Below are 16,658 nucleotides of genomic sequence, written 5' to 3'. Positions count from 1 at the left end.
CAATGGCCGCTCAGCTTCGTGAGCTCCGGCAGAAGGTCCGGGCAACCAAGTCGATCGGGAAGATCACCAAGGCGATGGAGCTCATCGCCACGTCCCGCATCAGCAAGGCGCAGGCACGGGTCGAGGCGTCTCGGCCCTACGCCACGGAGATCACCAACGTGCTCTCCGCCCTGGCGGGGGCCAGCACCAGTCTCGATCATCCGCTGCTGGTCGAGCGCCCGAACCCCTCCCGGGTCGCGGTGCTGGTGGTCACCAGTGACCGGGGCCTGGTCGGTGGCTACAACGCCAACGCGCTGCGTGCGACCGAGGAGCTGCTCGCCCTGCTCCGCGAACAGGGCAAGAACCCGCAGCTCTACGTGATCGGCGGTAAGGGCGTGAACTTCTACCGGTTCCGTAACCGCGAGATCGCGGGCAGCTGGACCGGGTTCTCGCAGCAGCCGCACTACGAGAATGCCGCCGAGGTGGGCGAGACGCTGGTGAAGGCGTTCCTCGCGGGGGCGGACGATTCGGGCACCGACGCGGGCGCGGACGGTGTTCTGGGCGTGGACGAGCTGCACATCGTCTACACCGAGTTCCGTTCGATGCTCACCCAGACCCCGGTCGCGCGTCGTATCGCACCGCTCGAGATCGAGTACACCGAGGAGCCGGAAGGCATCCCGCCGGCGTACGAGTTCGAGCCGAGTGCCGAGCAGTTGCTGGGTGCGCTGCTGCCGAAGTACATCAACACGCGCATCTACGCGGCGTTGCTGGAGTCGGCGGCATCCGAACTGGCGGCTCAGCGCAACGCCATGAAGTCGGCGTCGGACAACGCCCAGGAGCTGGTCGAGACGTACACCCGACTGGCGAACCAGGCCCGCCAGGCCCAGATCACCCAGGAGATCAGCGAAATCGTCGGTGGGGCGGACGCGCTCGCCGCCACAGGAAGTGATGTGTAAGCCATGACTGCCGTGCAAGACACAGCAACCGCGGCCAAGGGGCGGATCGTCTCCGTGACCGGGCCGGTCGTCGACGTCGAGTTCCCTCGTGGCGCGGTGCCCAACCTGAACAACGCCCTCAAGGTCGAGATCGAGTTCGAGGAACTCCGCAAGACCGTCACCCTGGAGGTGGCTCAGCACCTCGGTGACAACCTCGTGCGCACCATCTCGCTCCAGCCGCAGGACGGTCTGGTGCGGGGCGCCGAGGTCACCGACACCGGTGCGCCGATCTCGGTGCCGGTGGGCGACAAGGTGAAGGGCCACGTCTACAACGCGCTCGGCGAGTGCCTCGACGAGCCCGGCTACGGCGAGGACCTGGAGCGGTGGAGCATCCACCGCAAGCCGCCGGCGTTCGACCAGCTCGAGGGCAAGACCCAGATGCTGGAGACCGGCCTCAAGGTGATCGACCTGCTCACCCCGTACGTGCAGGGTGGCAAGATCGGTCTGTTCGGTGGTGCCGGCGTCGGCAAGACGGTGCTCATCAAGGAGATGATCACCCGTGTCGCCAAGAACTTCGGTGGTACCTCGGTGTTCGCCGGTGTCGGCGAGCGCACCCGTGAGGGCACGGACCTCTTCCTGGAGATGAGCGAGGACGGCGTCATCAACGACACCGCGCTCGTGTTCGGGCAGATGGACGAGCCGCCCGGCACCCGTATGCGGGTGGCGCTGTCCGCTCTGACGATGGCGGAGTACTTCCGCGACGTGCAGAACCAGGACGTGCTGCTGTTCATCGACAACATCTTCCGGTTCACCCAGGCTGGTTCCGAGGTGTCGACCCTGCTGGGCCGCATGCCGTCGGCCGTGGGTTACCAGCCGACGCTGGCGGACGAGATGGGTGTGCTCCAGGAGCGCATCACCTCGACCCGGGGCCGGTCGATCACGTCGATGCAGGCGATCTACGTCCCGGCGGACGACTACACCGACCCCGCTCCGGCGACGACCTTCGCCCACCTGGACGCCACCACGGAGCTGTCCCGTTCGGTGTTCCAGAAGGGCATCTTCCCGGCCGTGGACCCGCTGGCCTCCAGCTCCACGATCCTCGACCCGGCCATCGTCGGTGAGGACCACTACCGGGTCGCCTCCGAGGTCATCCGGATCCTGCAGAAGTACAAGGAACTGCAGGACATCATCGCGATCCTCGGTATGGACGAGCTGTCGGAAGAGGACAAGCTGACGGTGAACAGGGCCCGCCGCATCGAGCGGTTCCTGTCGCAGAACATGCTGGTGGCGGAGACCTTCACCGGTATCCCCGGCTCGACGGTTCCGCTGTCGGAGACGGTCGAGGCGTTCGACAAGATCGCCAAGGGTGACTTCGACCACTACCCGGAGCAGGCGTTCCTGGGTATCGGTGGCCTTGACGACCTTGAGAAGAAGTACAAGGAAATCACCGGCAAGTGAGTTCCGTGAGCGACGGGGTGGCGTCCACTGTGGATGTGGCCCCGTCGTTCGTGTATCACCGGTGCGACCGCCCGCCGGCGGCCCCGGGCTACACTGGGCGGAACGCGCGTGAGGCATGAAGGAGAGCTACGTGGCTGAGATGTCCGTCGAGCTGGTGGCCGTCGAACGCCGCCTGTGGTCGGGGACGGCCAAGTTCGTCGCCGCGCAGACCACCGAGGGCGAGATCGGCATCCTGCCCGGCCACGAGCCGGTGCTGGGTCAGCTCGTCGAGGGTGGAATCGTCAAGGTGACGACCACGGACGACGAGACCGTGACGGCGGCCGTGCATGGCGGCTTCCTGTCGGTCACGGCCGGCGCCGTCAGCGTGCTCGCGGAGTCGGCCGAGCTGGGCGAGGAGGTCGACGTCGAGCAGGCGCGTCGCGCGCTTGCCGAGGAGGACGCGACCGAGCGCGCGAGGGCAGCGGCCAGGCTTCGAGCGGCTGGTCAAACGGTCTGACCGGGTAACGAGCGGGAGCCGACCATGGACATCGCAACGCTGGTCCTGGCGCTCCTGCTCGTGCTCCTCGTCGTGGCGCTGTGCTACGCGCTGCGATGGGTGTTCATGCGCCGCCGTGGCGGCGTCAGCGTGGCTCTGCGGTGGCGGCCGGACAGCGATCGCTCCGGCTGGCACCTCGGTGTGGGCCGGTATCGCGGTGAGGAGTTCGTCTGGTACCGCGTGTGGAGCCTGCGCATTGGGCCGAGTCGTGTCTTCCGCAGGGACACACTGCAGATCGTCGGGCGTCGTGACCCGGTGGGCACCGAGTCGTACGCCGTGCCCACGGGTTCGCGGGTGCTCCGTTGTCAGCCGGACGACGAGGAACCCATCGAGATCGCCATGGGGCCCGGCGCGCTGACGGGGTTCCTGTCGTGGCTGGAGTCAGCCCCTCCGGGCCGGAGGCTCCCCCGAGCGAGCTGACCGCGGCCGTGTCCTCACTTCCCGCACTCGTGTCCGCAGTCTGCGTACGCGTGTTCGTACTTCCCGTACGGCGGATCGACGGTGGCGAGCCCTCTCGGCGCCCCATCCCGCCCGTGGGTGTCGCCCTCAGCGGTCGCCGCCGGGCTTCCACAGCACGTCGCCGTCGGGGTTGGCGACTCTGGCGAGGATGAACAGCAGGTCCGAAAGCCGGTTGAGGTAGGTCACCGCGAGCGGGTTCGTGCCCTCCCGGTCGGCTTCCACCAGCGCCCACGCCGACCGTTCCGCCCTCCGGGCCACGGTCCGCGCCTGGTGCAGCAGCGCCGCACCGGGTGTGCCGCCGGGGAGGATGAACGACGTCAGCTTGCCCACCCGCTCGTTGAACTCGTCGCACCAGTCTTCGAGACGCTCGACGTAGTCCTTGGTGACGCGCAACGGCGGATGTGGAGGGTTGTCGGTCACCGGAGTGCTCAGGTCGGCGCCCACGTCGAACAGGTCGTTCTGCACGGTCCGGAGCACCCGCGTGATCTCGTCGGGCAGCGCACCGAGGGCGATCGCGACGCCGACCACCGAGTTGGTCTCGTCGACGTCGGCGTAGGCGCCCAGCCGGGGGTCGGTCTTGGGGACGCGGGTACCGTCGCCGAGTGCCGTGGTTCCGTTGTCGCCGACTCGGGTGTAGACGCGGTTGATCCGTACGGGCATGGCGGAAGTCTACGGCCACGCCTGCCGTGGAGGCACCGGACACATCGAGGTGTGACCATGGCCAGCGCGGGCTTATCGTCCTGTGGTATCCGAACGTTTCAGTATGAGCGAACCTGTGTCCTTGTTGATCGATAACGTGCCCCAGCGCACAGCCCGAGACCGAGCCGGGCAAGATGGGCGATTATGAGCGAGCACTTCGATGTGTACGGCGGTGCGCGTCTGGTCGGCGAGGTCGAGGTTGTCGGCGCCAAGAACAGCGTGTTGAAGTTGATGGCGGCCGCTCTGCTCGCCGAGGGGACCACCACGATCCGCAACTGCCCTCAGATTCTCGACGTCCCGTTGATGGCCGACGTGCTGCGCAGCGTGGGCTGCGAGGTCGAGATGGACGGCGACGTCACACGGATCACCACGCCCGCGGAACTCTCGCACCGCGCCGACTCGCCCGCGATGGGCAAGCTGCGCGCGTCCGTGTGCGTGCTCGGTCCGCTGGTCGGGCGGCTGAAGCGGGCGGTGGTGGCGCTTCCCGGCGGGGACGCCATCGGTTCGCGGCCGCTGGACATGCACCAGAACGGTCTGCGCAAACTGGGGGCGACGAGCGCGATCGAGCACGGCTGCGTGGTCGCCGAGGCGGACGGGCTGCACGGCGCGCAGATCTGGCTGGACTTTCCCAGCGTGGGGGCCACGGAGAACATCCTGATGGCGGCGGTGCTGGCCGAGGGCACCACAGTGATCGACAACGCCGCCCGCGAGCCCGAGATCATCGACCTGTGCACGATGCTCACCGAGATGGGCGCCCGCATCGAGGGGGCGGGTACGTCGACGTTGACCGTCGAGGGCGTCGACGCGCTGCGACCCACGGAACACCGCGTCATCGGTGACCGCATCGTCGGCGCGACGTGGGCGTTCGCCGCCGCCATGACCCAGGGAGACGTGACGGTGACGGGCGTCGACCCGCACCACCTCGACCTGGTGCTGGACAAGCTGAGGCTGGCTGGCGCCGACGTCACCGCGTTCGACGGGAAGGGCTTCCGCGTCGTGCAGGCCGACCGGCCGAAGGCCGTGGACTTCGTGACGCTGCCGTATCCGGGCTTCGCCACCGATCTCCAGCCCTTCGCGGTCGCCCTGTCGTCGGTGTCCGAGGGCACTTCGATGATCACGGAGAACGTCTACGAGGCACGGTTCCGGTTCATCGAGGAGATGGTGCGTCTCGGAGCTGACGCGCGGACCGACGGGCATCACGCCGTCGTTCGCGGCGTGGAGCGGTTGTCGAGCGCCCCGGTGTGGGCCTCCGACATCCGGGCCGGGGCGGGGCTCGTGCTCGCCGGTCTGTGCGCGGAGGGGGTCACGCAGGTGTGGGACGTGTTCCACATCGATCGCGGTTATCCGGCCTTCATCGAGAACCTCAATCGGCTCGGTGCGCGGGTCGAGCGAGTGGCTTCCGAGCCGGGACACGCCGCAGGGGAGTAGACGCGCTCAGCCCTCGACGGCGAGGGCGGCGCCGAAGCCGATGAGTGTCGTGCCGGTGGCCACGTCGAGGCCCCGGCGCACACTCCTGCGCTGAAGCCAGACCCGCACCGTGTGCACGAAGGCCACCAGCAGGAGCAGCCACACCGCGCCCAGCACCGCCACCGTGTAGGCGAGCAGCAGAGTGTCGCCGACCGAGTTGTGTGTGGGATCGATGAACTGCGGTAGCACCGAGAGGTAGAGGGCCAGCACCTTCGGATTGGTGACGTTGGAGAGGAACCCCTCTCGGAACCGGCGGAGCGCGCCGGACTGGGCTCCTGTCGCGTCGAGAGACGCGTAGTCGCCTCTGCGGGCCGATCGCAGGGCCTGCACTCCCAGGTAACAGAGATAGGCCACGCCGAGCCAACGGAGGGTGTGGAACACCGGCTGGGACCCCACGATGAGGGTGCCGAGCCCGAACGCCACCGCTGTGCCCTGGACGACGTTTCCCGTCGCGATCCCCGCCGTGGCCACCAAGCCGCCGCGGAAGCCTCCCGCGAACGAGTTCTTGAGTGTGACGACGGTGTCCGGTCCCGGGGCGAGCACCACGAGGACCACCAGCACGAGGTAACTGCCGTACGTACTCCAGGTCACGCTGCCCCAGCGTAACCGGAAGCGCAGTGTGCTCGTCGTCGTGCGCAGTGTGGTCACGCCGCCTCGCTCCGGGCCACGTCGGCTGCCGAAGTGGGTGGAATTCGCTTGTGCGTGCCGTTGAGCTGCGAAATCGCGGGTACGGACATACGGTCGGTATAAGGAATATGCGCTGTCGGAAGCTGAGTCGAAATGGTTGCCCGATGTTCGTGAAGTAGGCGGTCAAGGGGCCGGTCCCGCCGTTTCGAGACCTCAGGGTGTTGATCTCGTTCTGATAACGGAGGGTCACTTCGGTTTTGACCCGATCGTGTTGAACACCTACGTTCGGTGACCATGTAGGAGAAGATCGTTCGTCTGAGTCGGCGAACAGGCCCAATCGATAAGGGGTGCGATCATGGCTCAGGGTGAGTGGGCACGACGGGTTCTGTCCCGACGATCTGCCATGAAGGGCGCGCTGGCGGTCGGTGTCACCGCGACGCTCGCGGCGTGCACGGAAGCGCCACAAACGGGTGGCCAGGGCGGCGGGAACACGCTGCAGCGACTGCGCGACGCCGGCACTGTGAGGGTGGGTATCGCCGGCGAGATTCCGTACGGCTTCACGCGTGACGGCGAGGTGACCGGTGAGTCGCCCGAGGTCGCCAAGGCGGTGTTCAAGGCCATCGGAGTGCCCAACGTCGAGGCGACCCAGGTGGAGTTCGGCCAGCTGATCCCCGGGCTGAACGCGGGCCGGTACGACATGGTCGCCGCGGGCATGGCCATCATCCCGCAGCGGTGCGGGCAGGCGCAGTTCTCGGCCGTCGACTACGTCACCAACACGGCTTTCCTGGTGCCGCAAGGAAACCCCGAGGGCGTCAACAACTTCGACGACGTCAAGGCGAAGGGCGTGACCCTCGCCGTGCTCTCCGGGACGATCGAACAGCAGGTCGCCGAAGCGCTGGGCGTCACCAACCTGCAGACCTACGGGGCCCAGGCCGACATGCTGCAGGCTCTGCAGGCCGGTCGCGCCTACGCGGGTGCGCTCACCGACATCTCGCTGCGCGCGCTGCTGGAGCAGAACCCCGACGCGCAACTCGAGGTCACCGAGGGCTTCGTGCCGGTCGTGGACGGCAGGGAACAGATCCAGGCGGGTGGTTTCGTGTTCCGCAAGGGCGACACGGAGCTGGTGAACGCCTTCAACCAGGAACTGCGGAAGATCCACGAGAACGGCCAGTGGCTGGAGATCGTGCGGCCGTTCGGGTTCACGGAGGACAACCTGCCGCCGTCGGACGTCACCACCGAACAGCTGTGCTCGGGTGAGTGATGCCCGGGATTCGGTAACCGAGCATGTTCGACAACGCTTCCCACTTCGCCTCCGTCATAGCCGACGGACTGCTGGTGACGGTCCAGGCGACTGTCGGCGGCATCATCCTGGCCACTTTTTTGTCCTTTGTGGCCGGTCTGGCTATGCTCTCGCGCCACACCGCCGTGAGAGCGGTCACCCGGGTGTACGTCGAGATCTGGCGTGGCACGTCCGAGGTGGTCCAGCTCTTCTGGCTCTACTTCGTACTGCCCGTGCTGACCGGGTTCCAGCTCCTGCCGCTGTGGGCCGGGATCGTGGTGCTCGGTCTGAACTTCGGCGCGTACGGTGCCGAGATCGTCAGGGGTGCTGTGCAGTCGGTGCCCAAGGAACAGCACGAGGGCTGTGTGGCGCTCAACTTCAGCCCGGCCCAGCGGATGCAACGGGTCATCCTCCCGCAGGCGCTGGTGGAGATGGTGCCCCCGTTCAACAACCTGTTCATCCAGTTGCTCAAGGGCACGGCGCTGCTGACGTTCATCACGGTGCCCGAGATGACGCACCAGGCCACGGTCGTCCTCGTTCCCTCGTTCACGGGCCAGGTCGCACTGATCTTCACGATCCTGCTGCTGTTCTACCTCGTACTGTCCATTGTGATCACTTTCCTGATGCGGCTGCTGGAGCGCTGGGCCGCGAGGAAGGTCGGTAGGACACCGCCGAAGCGTGAGGCCGCGATCGCGAAGGGCGGTGGTGTCGCGTGAACTCGGTCTGGGACTGGAATTTCGCTCTCGAGGTGCTGCCCGCGATCCTCGAAGGGCTGCTGATCACCCTCCAGGCCACCGTCCTCGGCTCGTTGCTCGCCTACGTGCTGGGGCTGGTGTTCGCGCTGCTGCGCCGATCCCGTATCCGGGCGGTCAGCACGGTCGTGTGGCTGATCATGGAGTTCGTGCGGAGCACGCCGCTGCTGGTGCAGTTGTTCTTCCTGTTCTACGTGCTTCCTCTGGTGGGCGTCACGCTCTCGCCGATGGTGACCGGTGTGCTCGGACTCGGCCTGCACTACGCCACCTACACCGCCGAGGTCTACCGTGCGGGGATCGAGGCCGTGCCACGGGGTCAGTGGGAGGCCGCCACCGCGTTGAGCCTGCTCACCCACCGGATCTGGACCGGGGTGATCCTGCCGCAGGCCATTCCGAGGGTGCTGCCCGCGCTCGGCAACTACACCATCTCGATGTTCAAGGAAACGCCGTTGCTGCTCGCGATCGGTGTGCTCGACATCGTGGGCGCGGCCGAGGAGGAGGCGTCGCTGGCTTTCCGGTACGTCGAGCCGATCACGATCGCCGGTGTCCTGTTCCTCCTGCTGAGCTACCCCGCCTCACTGCTCGTTCGATACATGGAGCGTCGTTTTGGAATCGCAAAGTAATCCGTCGACCCGCCCGGTGTCCGACGTGATGATTCGTTTCGACCGGGTGTTGAAGAAGTTCGGCGACAACGTCGTGCTCCGTGATCTGAGCTTCGAGGTCGAGCCCGGCGAGTTCGTCACCCTCATCGGGCCGAGTGGTTCGGGAAAAACCACCATCCTGCGTTTGCTGATGACGTTGGAACGCGTCAACGGCGGCACCATCCAGGTGGGTGACGAGTACCTCAGCCACGTGGAGAAGAACGGCAAGCTCGTTCCCGCCGACGAGAAGCACCTCCGGCAGGTGCGCAAGCGCATCGGAATGGTGTTCCAGCAGTTCAACCTGTTCCCGAACATGAAGGTGCTGCAGAACATCACCGAGGCGCCGATCCGGGTGCTCGGCAAGTCCCGTGACGAGGCCGAGAGCAAGGCGGAGTCGCTGCTGGACATGGTGGGCTTGACCGACAAGATCGACGCTCACCCGTCGCAGCTCTCGGGCGGGCAGCAACAGCGTGTGGCCATCGCTCGTGCGTTGGCCATGGAACCCGACGTCCTGCTGCTCGACGAGGTGACCTCCGCGCTGGACCCCGAACTCGTGGCGGGCGTGCTCGGGGTGCTGAGGGAGATCGCCGAGACCACCGAGATCACGTTCCTGTGCGTGACGCACGAGATGCAGTTCGCGCGGGACGTTTCGGACCGCGTCATGATGTTCGACAAGGGCCAGGTCATCGAGGACGCCAAGCCGGACAAGCTGTTCACCGACCCGGACCACGAGCGGACCAGGGAGTTCCTGCACGCCGTGCTCGACCGGGCTTAGGCTTTGCCGGAAGGGCCGCCGTCCCGCTGCGGGCGGTGGCGTCTTCGGGGTTGGTGTGCTGGTCGAGGCGGGCTACGGTCGCAGCATGGGTGACTACGAACACGTCCTCGTCAAACGGGAGGACGACACCGTCACGATCACCATGAACCGGCCCGCGCGGCGCAACTCGCTGTCCGAGCCGCATCTGCGGGAACTGCTCGCCGCCTTCACCGAGGCGGGCGAGTCGGACGCGACCGGGATCGTGCTGGCCGGTGCGGGACCCGTGTTCTCCGCCGGCCACGACTTCGCCGACGTCGCGGCGCGCGACCTGAGCGCGGTGCGGGCGCTGCTGCGGTTGTGCACCGACGTGATGGGTGCCGTCCAGTCCGTGCCGCAGGTGGTCCTCGCCCGCGTTCACGGGCTCGCGACGGCAGCGGGCTGCCAGCTCGTGGCATCGTGCGACCTGGCCGTGGCCGCGGCCTCGGCGGCGTTCGCCCTGCCGGGCGGGAAGGGCGGATGGTTCTGCCACACCCCCGCCGTTCCGGTGGCACGCGCGGTCGGTCGGAAGAGGCTGATGGAGCTGGCGTTGACGGGGGACGCCATCGACGCCGCGACGGCGCTCGACTGGGGACTCGTCAACCGGGTGGTGCCGGACGCCGACCTCGACGAGGCTGTCGCCGAGCTGCTGGCCAGGGCGACCCGGGGCAGCCGCGCGTCCAAGGCGTTGGGCAAGCGGACGTTGTACGCGCAGCTCGACCGCCCGGAGCAGGACGCCTACGCGCTCGCACTGGAGGTCATGGCGTCGGCTTCGCAACTGCCCGGCGCCCGTGAGGGCATGGCGGCGTTTTTGGAGAAGCGCAACCCCGAATGGCCCGACTGACGCCTGACACGGTGTCCGCAGGTTGTGCACGCGTGTCCGCACCTGGTGTCACCGTGTCCGCAGGTTGCGTACGGGTGTTGGCAGTCCTGGTACGTGCGGGAAGTGCGGACACGCGTGCGGGTCAGGGGGTGTTGCGGCGTTCCCACAGGAGCAGGAGGGTGTAGGCGGCGACGGACTGGGCGTCGGTGATCTCGCCGTCGGCGATCATTCGCTCGACCTGCGCGCGGTCGAACCAGGCCGTTCGCATGTCCTGTTCCTCGGGTTCCGGTTCCGGCTCGCCGTCGGTGAGGTCCGTGGCGAGGAACACCCGCCCACGCTGACTCGCCAGCCCCGGTGCGACGTCGAGCAGCCCGAGCTCCACCAGGGATCCCGCGGACAGTCCGGTCTCCTCACGCAGCTCCCGCGCCGCGAGTTCGGCGGGAGGCAACTCAGCGCGGTCGGGCGCGGTGCCCTGCGGGAACTCCCACCGGCGGATCCCGAGTGGGTAACGAAACTGCTCGACAAGCTGGAGCTTGTCCCCGTCGAGCGGGATGACGAGCGCGTAGTCGGGCTTGTCGACGACACCGTAGACGCCGTCCGAACCGTCCGTCCTCCGGATCCGGTCCTCCCGGAGCGTCATCCACCTGTTGGCGTACACCTGGCGTGAGCTGAGTGTCTCCATTCCCCGCATTCTTCCCGAGCCACCCGATCGGGCCCGAGGTCCCGCGTGACTCGAACGGGGGATCGTCGCGGGTGGCGAGTACTCGCCCACTGGAGTCGCCTACCCTCTCGTCGTGCGCTTAGTGATCGCCCGGTGTCAGGTGGACTATGCGGGCCGCCTGACCGCCCATCTGCCGATGGCCACACGTCTGCTGCTCGTCAAGGCCGACGGGTCGGTGTCGGTGCATTCCGACGACCGTGCCTACAAGCCGCTGAACTGGATGAGCCCGCCGTGCTGGCTGATCGAGGACGGCGATCTGTGGATCGTCGAGAACAAGGCGGGCGAGAAACTCGTCATCACGATCGAGCAGGTCATCGACGAGATGAAGCACGATCTCGGGGCCGAACCGGGGTTGGTGAAGGACGGGGTCGAGGCGCATCTGCAGGAGCTTCTCGCCGAGCACATCACCACGCTCGGCGAGGGCTACACGCTCGTGCGCCGCGAGTACATGACCGCCATCGGCCCGGTGGACATCCTCGCGCGCGACGCCGACGGTGGCACCGTGGCCGTGGAGATCAAGCGGCGCGGCGAGATCGACGGTGTCGAGCAGCTCACGCGGTACCTGGAGTTGCTGAATCGTGACCCGTTGCTGGCACCCGTGCAGGGTGTCTTCGCGGCGCAGCAGATCAAGCCGCAGGCGCGCACGCTCGCCGAGGATCGCGGAATCCGGTGCGTGACCTTGGACTACGACAAGCTGCGCGGGATCGCGAGCAACGACCTCACTCTGTTCTGAGTCCTTGCCCGCCCGACGGCAAGGTCACGATCCCGGGAACCCCGCACGGCCGTGGAGGTGCGGCGGCTAACGTGCACACGTGCTGAGTCGTGCTGTATCGCGTCGGATGATCGTCTGCTGGGTCGCTGCGTTGGGTCTGCTCGCCGGTTGTGCCGGTGAGGACCTGGCGAAGAAGAACTTCGAGCGCACCACGGTGAAGGCCGAGCCGGGCACCGGTCAGGGGCAGGTGCCTTCCGGGCCGATCGACGATCCCGCCGTCGAGCTGACGGCCCTGCGGACGGTGGACGCCTGCGGACTGCTGGGTGACGACGTCGTCGGCAACTTCACTCCGCAGGACGACCCGACCGGCAGCGGATGGGGCATGTGCTCGCGCTCGTTCGTGGACCCGGGAGGCAAGCCCATCCGCGTGTTGCTCGAAGTGGGTGAGGGCAGCGTGTTCCCCGACCAGGCCACGAGCAACATCGCGGGGCTGCCGCTGGTGCAGACGAGCGTCGACGAGACGTCGTGCGTCTCCACCGCGGTGACGCAGCGCGATCCGGGCCTCGGTATCAGTGTGATGGCCACACACGAGCAGGGCGGTGATCCGTGCCAGAGCGGCTACGTGGTGCTCGAGAGCGTCATCGGGCAGTTGCGGGCGAACCCGCCGATGCTGACTCCCCAGGAGGGGTCGCTGCTGACGGTGGATCTCTGTGAGTCCCTCGCTTCCGAGGAGCTCGCCGCCGTGCTGGACACGGACGAGGAGGCCCGTGTGATGCCCAGCGGCCTGCACTTCTGTCAGCTCTCGCAGGACGACTTCGTCGTGTACGCCCACGCGCGCGTCGGTTTCCCCGTGTCGCCGACCGAGGGAACGAAGGAGATCGAGCTGGCGGAAGGCCTTCCCGCGGTGCAGGAGCCGGGTACGACGGACATGGCCGAGTGCGACGTGTCGTGGAACCACCTCGAACTGGGAGAGGACGAGGCCGAGCTCATCAGTTTGAGCTACTACGACTACGCGGGGGAAGGCGACGTCGACGCCGCGTGCGAACGGGCGACCGAACTCGCGAAGGCGATGGTGAAGACCCTGCCGTAGCAGCGGAATTTGGTTAGGTTGAGAACCGAACCCGCCACGCATTCCCGCGCTCGGAGGTAGCAGTGAAGAAGATCATCGACGATCCGGCGACGGTGGTCGCCGACTCGCTGGCGGGTCTCGCCGCCGCGCACGCCGACCTCGTGCGAGTGGAGTACGAGCCGAACATCGTCGTGCGCGCCGACTCGCCCGCGCGCGGGGTGTCGGTCATCTCCGGTGGCGGCTCGGGTCACGAACCGTTGCACGTGGGGTTCGTGGGGCCGGGGATGCTGCACGGAGCCGTTCCGGGCGCGGTGTTCACCTCGCCGACCCCGGACGCGGTCCAGGCGGCGATCTCGGCCACCACGGGCGAGGCGGGCGCGCTGCTGGTGGTGAAGAACTACACCGGGGACGTGCTGAACTTCGAGACCGCGGCCGAGCTGGCGTCGGCGGAGGGGCTCGACGTGCGCACCGTGGTGATCGACGACGACGTGGCCGTGGCCGACTCCACGTTCACCGCCGGACGTCGTGGCGTGGGCGGCACGGTGCTGCTGGAGAAGATCGCCGGGGCGGCGGCGGAACGGGGCGACGACCTCGACACCGTGGAGGCGGTGGCCCGCAGCGTGGTGGAGCGCGTGCGCTCGATCGGGGTGGCGCTGACGGCGCCGACCGTGCCCCACGTCGGCGAGCCCAGCTTCGAACTCGGTGCGGGCGAGGTGGAGTTCGGCATCGGCATCCACGGGGAACCGGGCCGTGAACGCATCGAGGTGGAGCCCGCCTCCGCGCTCGTGGAGCGCATGGTGGCGGCGGTGGCGGACGACTTCCCGCTGGAGCGTGGCGACGACGTCCTGCTCTTCACCAACTCGATGGGTGGCTCGCCGCTGCTGGAGGTGTACCTCGCGCACGGCATCGCGGAGCGGCTGCTCGCCGACCGGGGTGTCAACGTCGTACGCAGACTCGTCGGCCCGTACATCACGAGCCTGGAGATGCAGGGCATCAGTCTCACGATCCTGCGGTTGGACGAGCGGTTGACCGAGTTGTGGGACGCGCCCGTGAAGACTCCCGCTCTGCGTTGGGGGATGTGATGGCCTGCACCGCGAACGACGTCGCGGCCGCTCTGCGCGCCGCGGCCGAAACCGTCGCCGAGCATCGGGTGGAACTCACCGACCTCGACCGGCCGATCGGCGACGCCGACCACGGCGAGAACATGCACCGCGGGTTCACCGCGTTGACGGCCGGTCTCGAAGGGGCCGTCCCGGAGACACCCGGTGCTGTGCTCAAACTGGCGGCCACCACGCTCATCTCGAAGGTCGGTGGGGCGGCGGGCCCCCTGTACGGCACGGCGTTCCTGCGTGCGGCCACGGCTGTGGGTCAGGCGGGCGAGCTGGATGCGGCAGCGGTCGTGGCCGCGCTGCGTGCCGGGCTCGCGGGCGTGGTGGCCAGGGGCAAGGCCGAGGTCGGTGACGCCACGATGGTGGACGCGTTGAAGCCCGCCGTCGACGCCGCCGAACGGGCCGAGGGCGACGGCGTGGCGGCGGTGCTGTCCGCCGCGGCGGACGCGGCCGAGGAGGGGGCGAACTCCACGAAGCCGCTCGTGGCCAGGAAGGGCCGAGCGTCCTACCTCGGTGAACGCAGCATCGGGCACCTCGATCCGGGAGCCTGGTCCACGGCCCTGCTGTTGCGGGCGTTCGCGGAGGTGGCGCGATGAGGGTCGGTCTCGTGGTGGTGTCACACAGCGCCAAGCTCGCCGAGGGCATCGCCGAGGTCGCCGGGCAGATGGCGCCCGACGTCACGGTGGTGCCCGCGGGAGGGTCGCCGGACGGTGGGATCGGCACCGACTACGACGCGGTGTCCAACGCGGTCGAGCGGGCGAACACCGGTTCGGGAGCCGTGGTGTTGTACGACCTGGGAAGCGCGCAGATGACGGCCGAGATGGTCGTGGAGGCACTCGACGACCCGGGCGCGGCGGTGGTCGTGGACGCGCCGCTGGTGGAGGGTACGGTGGCGGCGGCCGTGGCCGCGCAGGGCGGTGCCGACCGCGCGGGTGTCGCGCAGGCCGCGAGCGAGGCCGCCGGCGCAGGCGAGGCTGCTCCCGCTTCCGCAGCCGCTCCCGCCGCCGAGGCGGAGGCCGTGGGGACGGAGTTCACGCTGGAGAACGAAGCGGGCCTGCACGCACGGCCCGCCGCGTTGCTGGTGAGGGCCATCGCCGGAGTGGACGCCGACGTCCGGATCCGGTTCGGTGCGGGCGAGGCCGACGGGCACAGCGTGCTGGCGATCATGTCGCTGGGTGCTCGCAAGGGCGATCGCGTCAGTGTGGAGGCCACCGGCCCGCAGGCGCAGGAGGCGATCACCCGGGTCGAGGCGCTGGTGCAACGACGTTTCGACGAGGACTGAGCAGACTCCGGGATCGCCGCGACGTCGCTCGCGCCGGACAGGGCCCGGCCACGGTCCGCTCTCGTCCTGGTCACGAGTCGGCTAAACGGGTGACATCGGCTGATCGGGTGACGATGTAGCACCTGTGTTGTCGAGACGTCTCGGAATTCTGTTCGCCCTGGTCGGTTTGCTGGCGTCGTGCACACCGACCGTGGACGGTACGGCCGACGCCGTTCACGTGCCGCCCCTGACGAGCGAGGAAGCGCTGGGTGAGCCCACCACGGTCGACTTCTGCAGCCTGCTCGACGAGCGGAAGCTGCGAGAAGCCGACGTGTCGGTGGAGCTGGCGACGTCGGGGTTCCTCCGGTGCTACGCGGAGGTCGAGCTGGGGACGGTCGGGCTGTCCGTGACGATCGGAGACCTGTACGAGGCCACACCGTTCCTCCAGTCCGACGAGTCCCGGGAACTCGCGCGGTCGGTGCACCGCCGCCACTTCGAGGAGGAGTGGGCCTGCTGGCGGGAACTCGTGTTCGCGGATGGGGTCGCTCTCGACGTCACCGTGTACGAGGCGTACGGCGACATCGAGGGCAGGCCGGGGGATGCCGAGATGTGCATCGTGGCCGATCTCGTCACCGACGGCGTGCAGCAGGCCGCGTACTTCGGTACCGGCGAGACGATGACCTTCGCCGAGGGGTCGTTGGCCGAGCTGGAGCCGTGTGCCCTGCTCACCGCCGACGAGGCCGCCGATGTCCTCGACGTGGAAAGCGTGCTGTACGAGGAGGCCCTCGGCGGTGGTGGGTGCTCGTTCTGGTGGTACGGCGAGCCGTACGTGGGGACGGACGTCGAGTTCGCCGTGACCGACCTGGGCACCGATGTCTCCGAGTACTACGAGGAGAACATCGGTGGAAGACCCAGCGCCACCTTCCTCAGCGAGGGCCGGTGTGTGCTGGAGACCCCGCACATGCCCGTACCCGCGGAGGTGTCCACCGAGTGGGAGGTGGTCAATGTCTACGTCTACGACGAGGAGGGCGACCCCTGCGCCGCGGCAACGGAGCTGGCCGAGCTGGTCTGGCCCCGGCTGCCCGAGTACGAAGACTGAGCAGGTGGCCGTCAGCCACAGCCGCAGGCGCCACCGCAGCAGCCGCCGCCTGTCGGGGCAGGTGTCTGCGCCGAACCAGTCAGCGCCACCGTGGTCAACAGCTTCACCGTGTCGTCGTGCCCCTCGGGGCAGGATGCGGGCGCAGCGGACTCGCTCATCGGACGGTTGAGCTCGAAGGACTCCGCGCACACGCGGCAGCGATAGGCGTAGGTCGGCATGAACCGATTATCGCCCGTTCCCCGT

Annotated in this window: 20 protein-coding genes; 16 read left to right on the top strand and 4 right to left on the bottom strand. The window is 68.2% G+C overall.

The genetic code is table 11. The annotated features are described in order from the left end of the window. The first annotated feature begins 2 nt into the window (after positions 1-2). From SACCYDRAFT_RS19245 to SACCYDRAFT_RS19230, 4 genes are all read left to right on the top strand, one after another. Positions 3-935 carry a F0F1 ATP synthase subunit gamma gene (locus tag SACCYDRAFT_RS19245; RefSeq protein ID WP_005458736.1) on the top strand — a complete coding sequence of 311 codons (933 nt, stop codon included), beginning with the start codon at positions 3-5 and terminating at the stop codon, positions 933-935. Between the two features lie 3 nt (positions 936-938). Further along, complete coding sequence (gene atpD, locus SACCYDRAFT_RS19240) at positions 939-2,372, top strand: F0F1 ATP synthase subunit beta (protein ID WP_005458734.1); 1,434 nt, start codon at positions 939-941, stop codon at positions 2,370-2,372. A gap of 130 nt (positions 2,373-2,502) precedes the next feature. Then, positions 2,503-2,868 carry a F0F1 ATP synthase subunit epsilon gene (locus SACCYDRAFT_RS19235; protein WP_005458733.1) on the top strand — a complete coding sequence of 122 codons (366 nt, stop codon included), beginning with the start codon at positions 2,503-2,505 and terminating at the stop codon, positions 2,866-2,868. A gap of 24 nt (positions 2,869-2,892) precedes the next feature. Continuing rightward, entirely contained in the window at positions 2,893-3,327 is a 435-nt protein-coding gene (locus tag SACCYDRAFT_RS19230; RefSeq protein WP_005458732.1) for a DUF2550 domain-containing protein, read from the top strand. A 126-nt stretch (positions 3,328-3,453) separates the two neighbouring features. Here SACCYDRAFT_RS19230 and SACCYDRAFT_RS19225 read toward each other — a convergent pair whose 3' ends face one another. After that, positions 3,454-4,026 carry a cob(I)yrinic acid a,c-diamide adenosyltransferase gene (locus tag SACCYDRAFT_RS19225; RefSeq protein ID WP_005458731.1) on the bottom strand — a complete coding sequence of 191 codons (573 nt, stop codon included), beginning with the start codon at positions 4,024-4,026 and terminating at the stop codon, positions 3,454-3,456. 183 nt (positions 4,027-4,209) lie between these two features. Between SACCYDRAFT_RS19225 and murA the strand changes: the two genes are divergently transcribed. Further along, positions 4,210-5,493: a UDP-N-acetylglucosamine 1-carboxyvinyltransferase gene (murA, locus tag SACCYDRAFT_RS19220; RefSeq protein ID WP_005458730.1), complete on the top strand. Its 1,284-nt coding sequence runs from the start codon at positions 4,210-4,212 to the stop codon at positions 5,491-5,493. A 6-nt stretch (positions 5,494-5,499) separates the two neighbouring features. Here the strand turns inward: murA and SACCYDRAFT_RS19215 are convergent, their stop codons facing one another. Further along, on the bottom strand, positions 5,500-6,123 hold the full coding sequence (locus SACCYDRAFT_RS19215) for a LysE family translocator (RefSeq protein WP_043537411.1): 624 nt from the start codon (positions 6,121-6,123) through the stop codon (positions 5,500-5,502). A gap of 439 nt (positions 6,124-6,562) precedes the next feature. Here SACCYDRAFT_RS19215 and ehuB point away from each other — a divergent pair, with 439 nt between their 5' ends. The 5 genes from ehuB to SACCYDRAFT_RS19190 all read left to right on the top strand — a co-directional run bounded on the left by ehuB (position 6,563) and on the right by SACCYDRAFT_RS19190 (position 10,465). Beyond that, positions 6,563-7,420, top strand: a complete 858-nt coding sequence (gene ehuB / locus SACCYDRAFT_RS19210; RefSeq protein WP_005458728.1) for an ectoine/hydroxyectoine ABC transporter substrate-binding protein EhuB — start codon at positions 6,563-6,565, stop codon at positions 7,418-7,420. A 23-nt stretch (positions 7,421-7,443) separates the two neighbouring features. Then, the gene (gene ehuC, locus SACCYDRAFT_RS19205; RefSeq protein WP_005458726.1) at positions 7,444-8,154 is read left to right on the top strand and encodes an ectoine/hydroxyectoine ABC transporter permease subunit EhuC; all 711 of its coding nucleotides are present in this window, start codon (positions 7,444-7,446) and stop codon (positions 8,152-8,154) included. Then, positions 8,151-8,813, top strand: coding sequence for an ectoine/hydroxyectoine ABC transporter permease subunit EhuD (gene ehuD / locus SACCYDRAFT_RS19200; protein WP_005458724.1), 663 nt, complete (start codon positions 8,151-8,153; stop codon positions 8,811-8,813). The genes ehuC and ehuD overlap by 4 nt, the downstream gene beginning before the upstream one ends. Positions 8,814-8,841: 28 nt before the next feature. Continuing rightward, entirely contained in the window at positions 8,842-9,606 is a 765-nt protein-coding gene (gene ehuA, locus SACCYDRAFT_RS19195) for an ectoine/hydroxyectoine ABC transporter ATP-binding protein EhuA (RefSeq protein ID WP_043537410.1), read from the top strand. A gap of 85 nt (positions 9,607-9,691) precedes the next feature. Then, positions 9,692-10,465, top strand: a complete 774-nt coding sequence (locus SACCYDRAFT_RS19190; RefSeq protein ID WP_043537409.1) for an enoyl-CoA hydratase-related protein — start codon at positions 9,692-9,694, stop codon at positions 10,463-10,465. A gap of 121 nt (positions 10,466-10,586) precedes the next feature. On the opposite strand, the gene SACCYDRAFT_RS19185 is transcribed toward SACCYDRAFT_RS19190, so the two are convergent. Then, positions 10,587-11,126, bottom strand: coding sequence for an NUDIX domain-containing protein (locus SACCYDRAFT_RS19185; protein ID WP_043536685.1), 540 nt, complete (start codon positions 11,124-11,126; stop codon positions 10,587-10,589). Between the two features lie 112 nt (positions 11,127-11,238). Here SACCYDRAFT_RS19185 and nucS point away from each other — a divergent pair, with 112 nt between their 5' ends. The 6 genes from nucS to SACCYDRAFT_RS19155 all read left to right on the top strand — a co-directional run bounded on the left by nucS (position 11,239) and on the right by SACCYDRAFT_RS19155 (position 16,415). Continuing rightward, a complete protein-coding gene (nucS, locus tag SACCYDRAFT_RS19180) occupies positions 11,239-11,898 on the top strand; it encodes an endonuclease NucS (protein ID WP_005458720.1) in 660 nt (219 codons plus the stop codon). Between the two features lie 79 nt (positions 11,899-11,977). Next, complete coding sequence (locus SACCYDRAFT_RS19175; RefSeq protein WP_232283704.1) at positions 11,978-12,967, top strand: hypothetical protein; 990 nt, start codon at positions 11,978-11,980, stop codon at positions 12,965-12,967. A 62-nt stretch (positions 12,968-13,029) separates the two neighbouring features. Then, positions 13,030-14,028 (top strand): dihydroxyacetone kinase subunit DhaK, encoded by a 999-nt coding sequence (dhaK, locus tag SACCYDRAFT_RS19170; protein ID WP_005458718.1) that lies wholly within the window; start codon positions 13,030-13,032, stop codon positions 14,026-14,028. After that, complete coding sequence (gene dhaL, locus SACCYDRAFT_RS19165) at positions 14,028-14,651, top strand: dihydroxyacetone kinase subunit DhaL (RefSeq protein WP_005458717.1); 624 nt, start codon at positions 14,028-14,030, stop codon at positions 14,649-14,651. The genes dhaK and dhaL overlap by 1 nt, the downstream gene beginning before the upstream one ends. Continuing rightward, complete coding sequence (dhaM, locus tag SACCYDRAFT_RS19160) at positions 14,648-15,337, top strand: dihydroxyacetone kinase phosphoryl donor subunit DhaM (protein ID WP_005458716.1); 690 nt, start codon at positions 14,648-14,650, stop codon at positions 15,335-15,337. The genes dhaL and dhaM overlap by 4 nt, the downstream gene beginning before the upstream one ends. A 124-nt stretch (positions 15,338-15,461) precedes the next feature. Then, positions 15,462-16,415, top strand: coding sequence for a DUF3558 family protein (locus SACCYDRAFT_RS19155; protein ID WP_005458715.1), 954 nt, complete (start codon positions 15,462-15,464; stop codon positions 16,413-16,415). Positions 16,416-16,426: 11 nt separating this feature from the next. On the opposite strand, the gene SACCYDRAFT_RS26050 is transcribed toward SACCYDRAFT_RS19155, so the two are convergent. Continuing rightward, positions 16,427-16,633, bottom strand: a complete 207-nt coding sequence (locus tag SACCYDRAFT_RS26050) for an FmdB family zinc ribbon protein (protein WP_005458713.1) — start codon at positions 16,631-16,633, stop codon at positions 16,427-16,429. Between the last annotated feature and the right edge of the window lie 25 nt (positions 16,634-16,658).

This window comes from Saccharomonospora cyanea NA-134, assembly GCF_000244975.1.
Classification (GTDB): Bacteria; Actinomycetota; Actinomycetes; order Mycobacteriales; family Pseudonocardiaceae; genus Saccharomonospora; species Saccharomonospora cyanea.
Note: the sequence above shows the minus strand (reverse complement) of the source record. Positions and strands in the feature narration are given on the sequence as shown.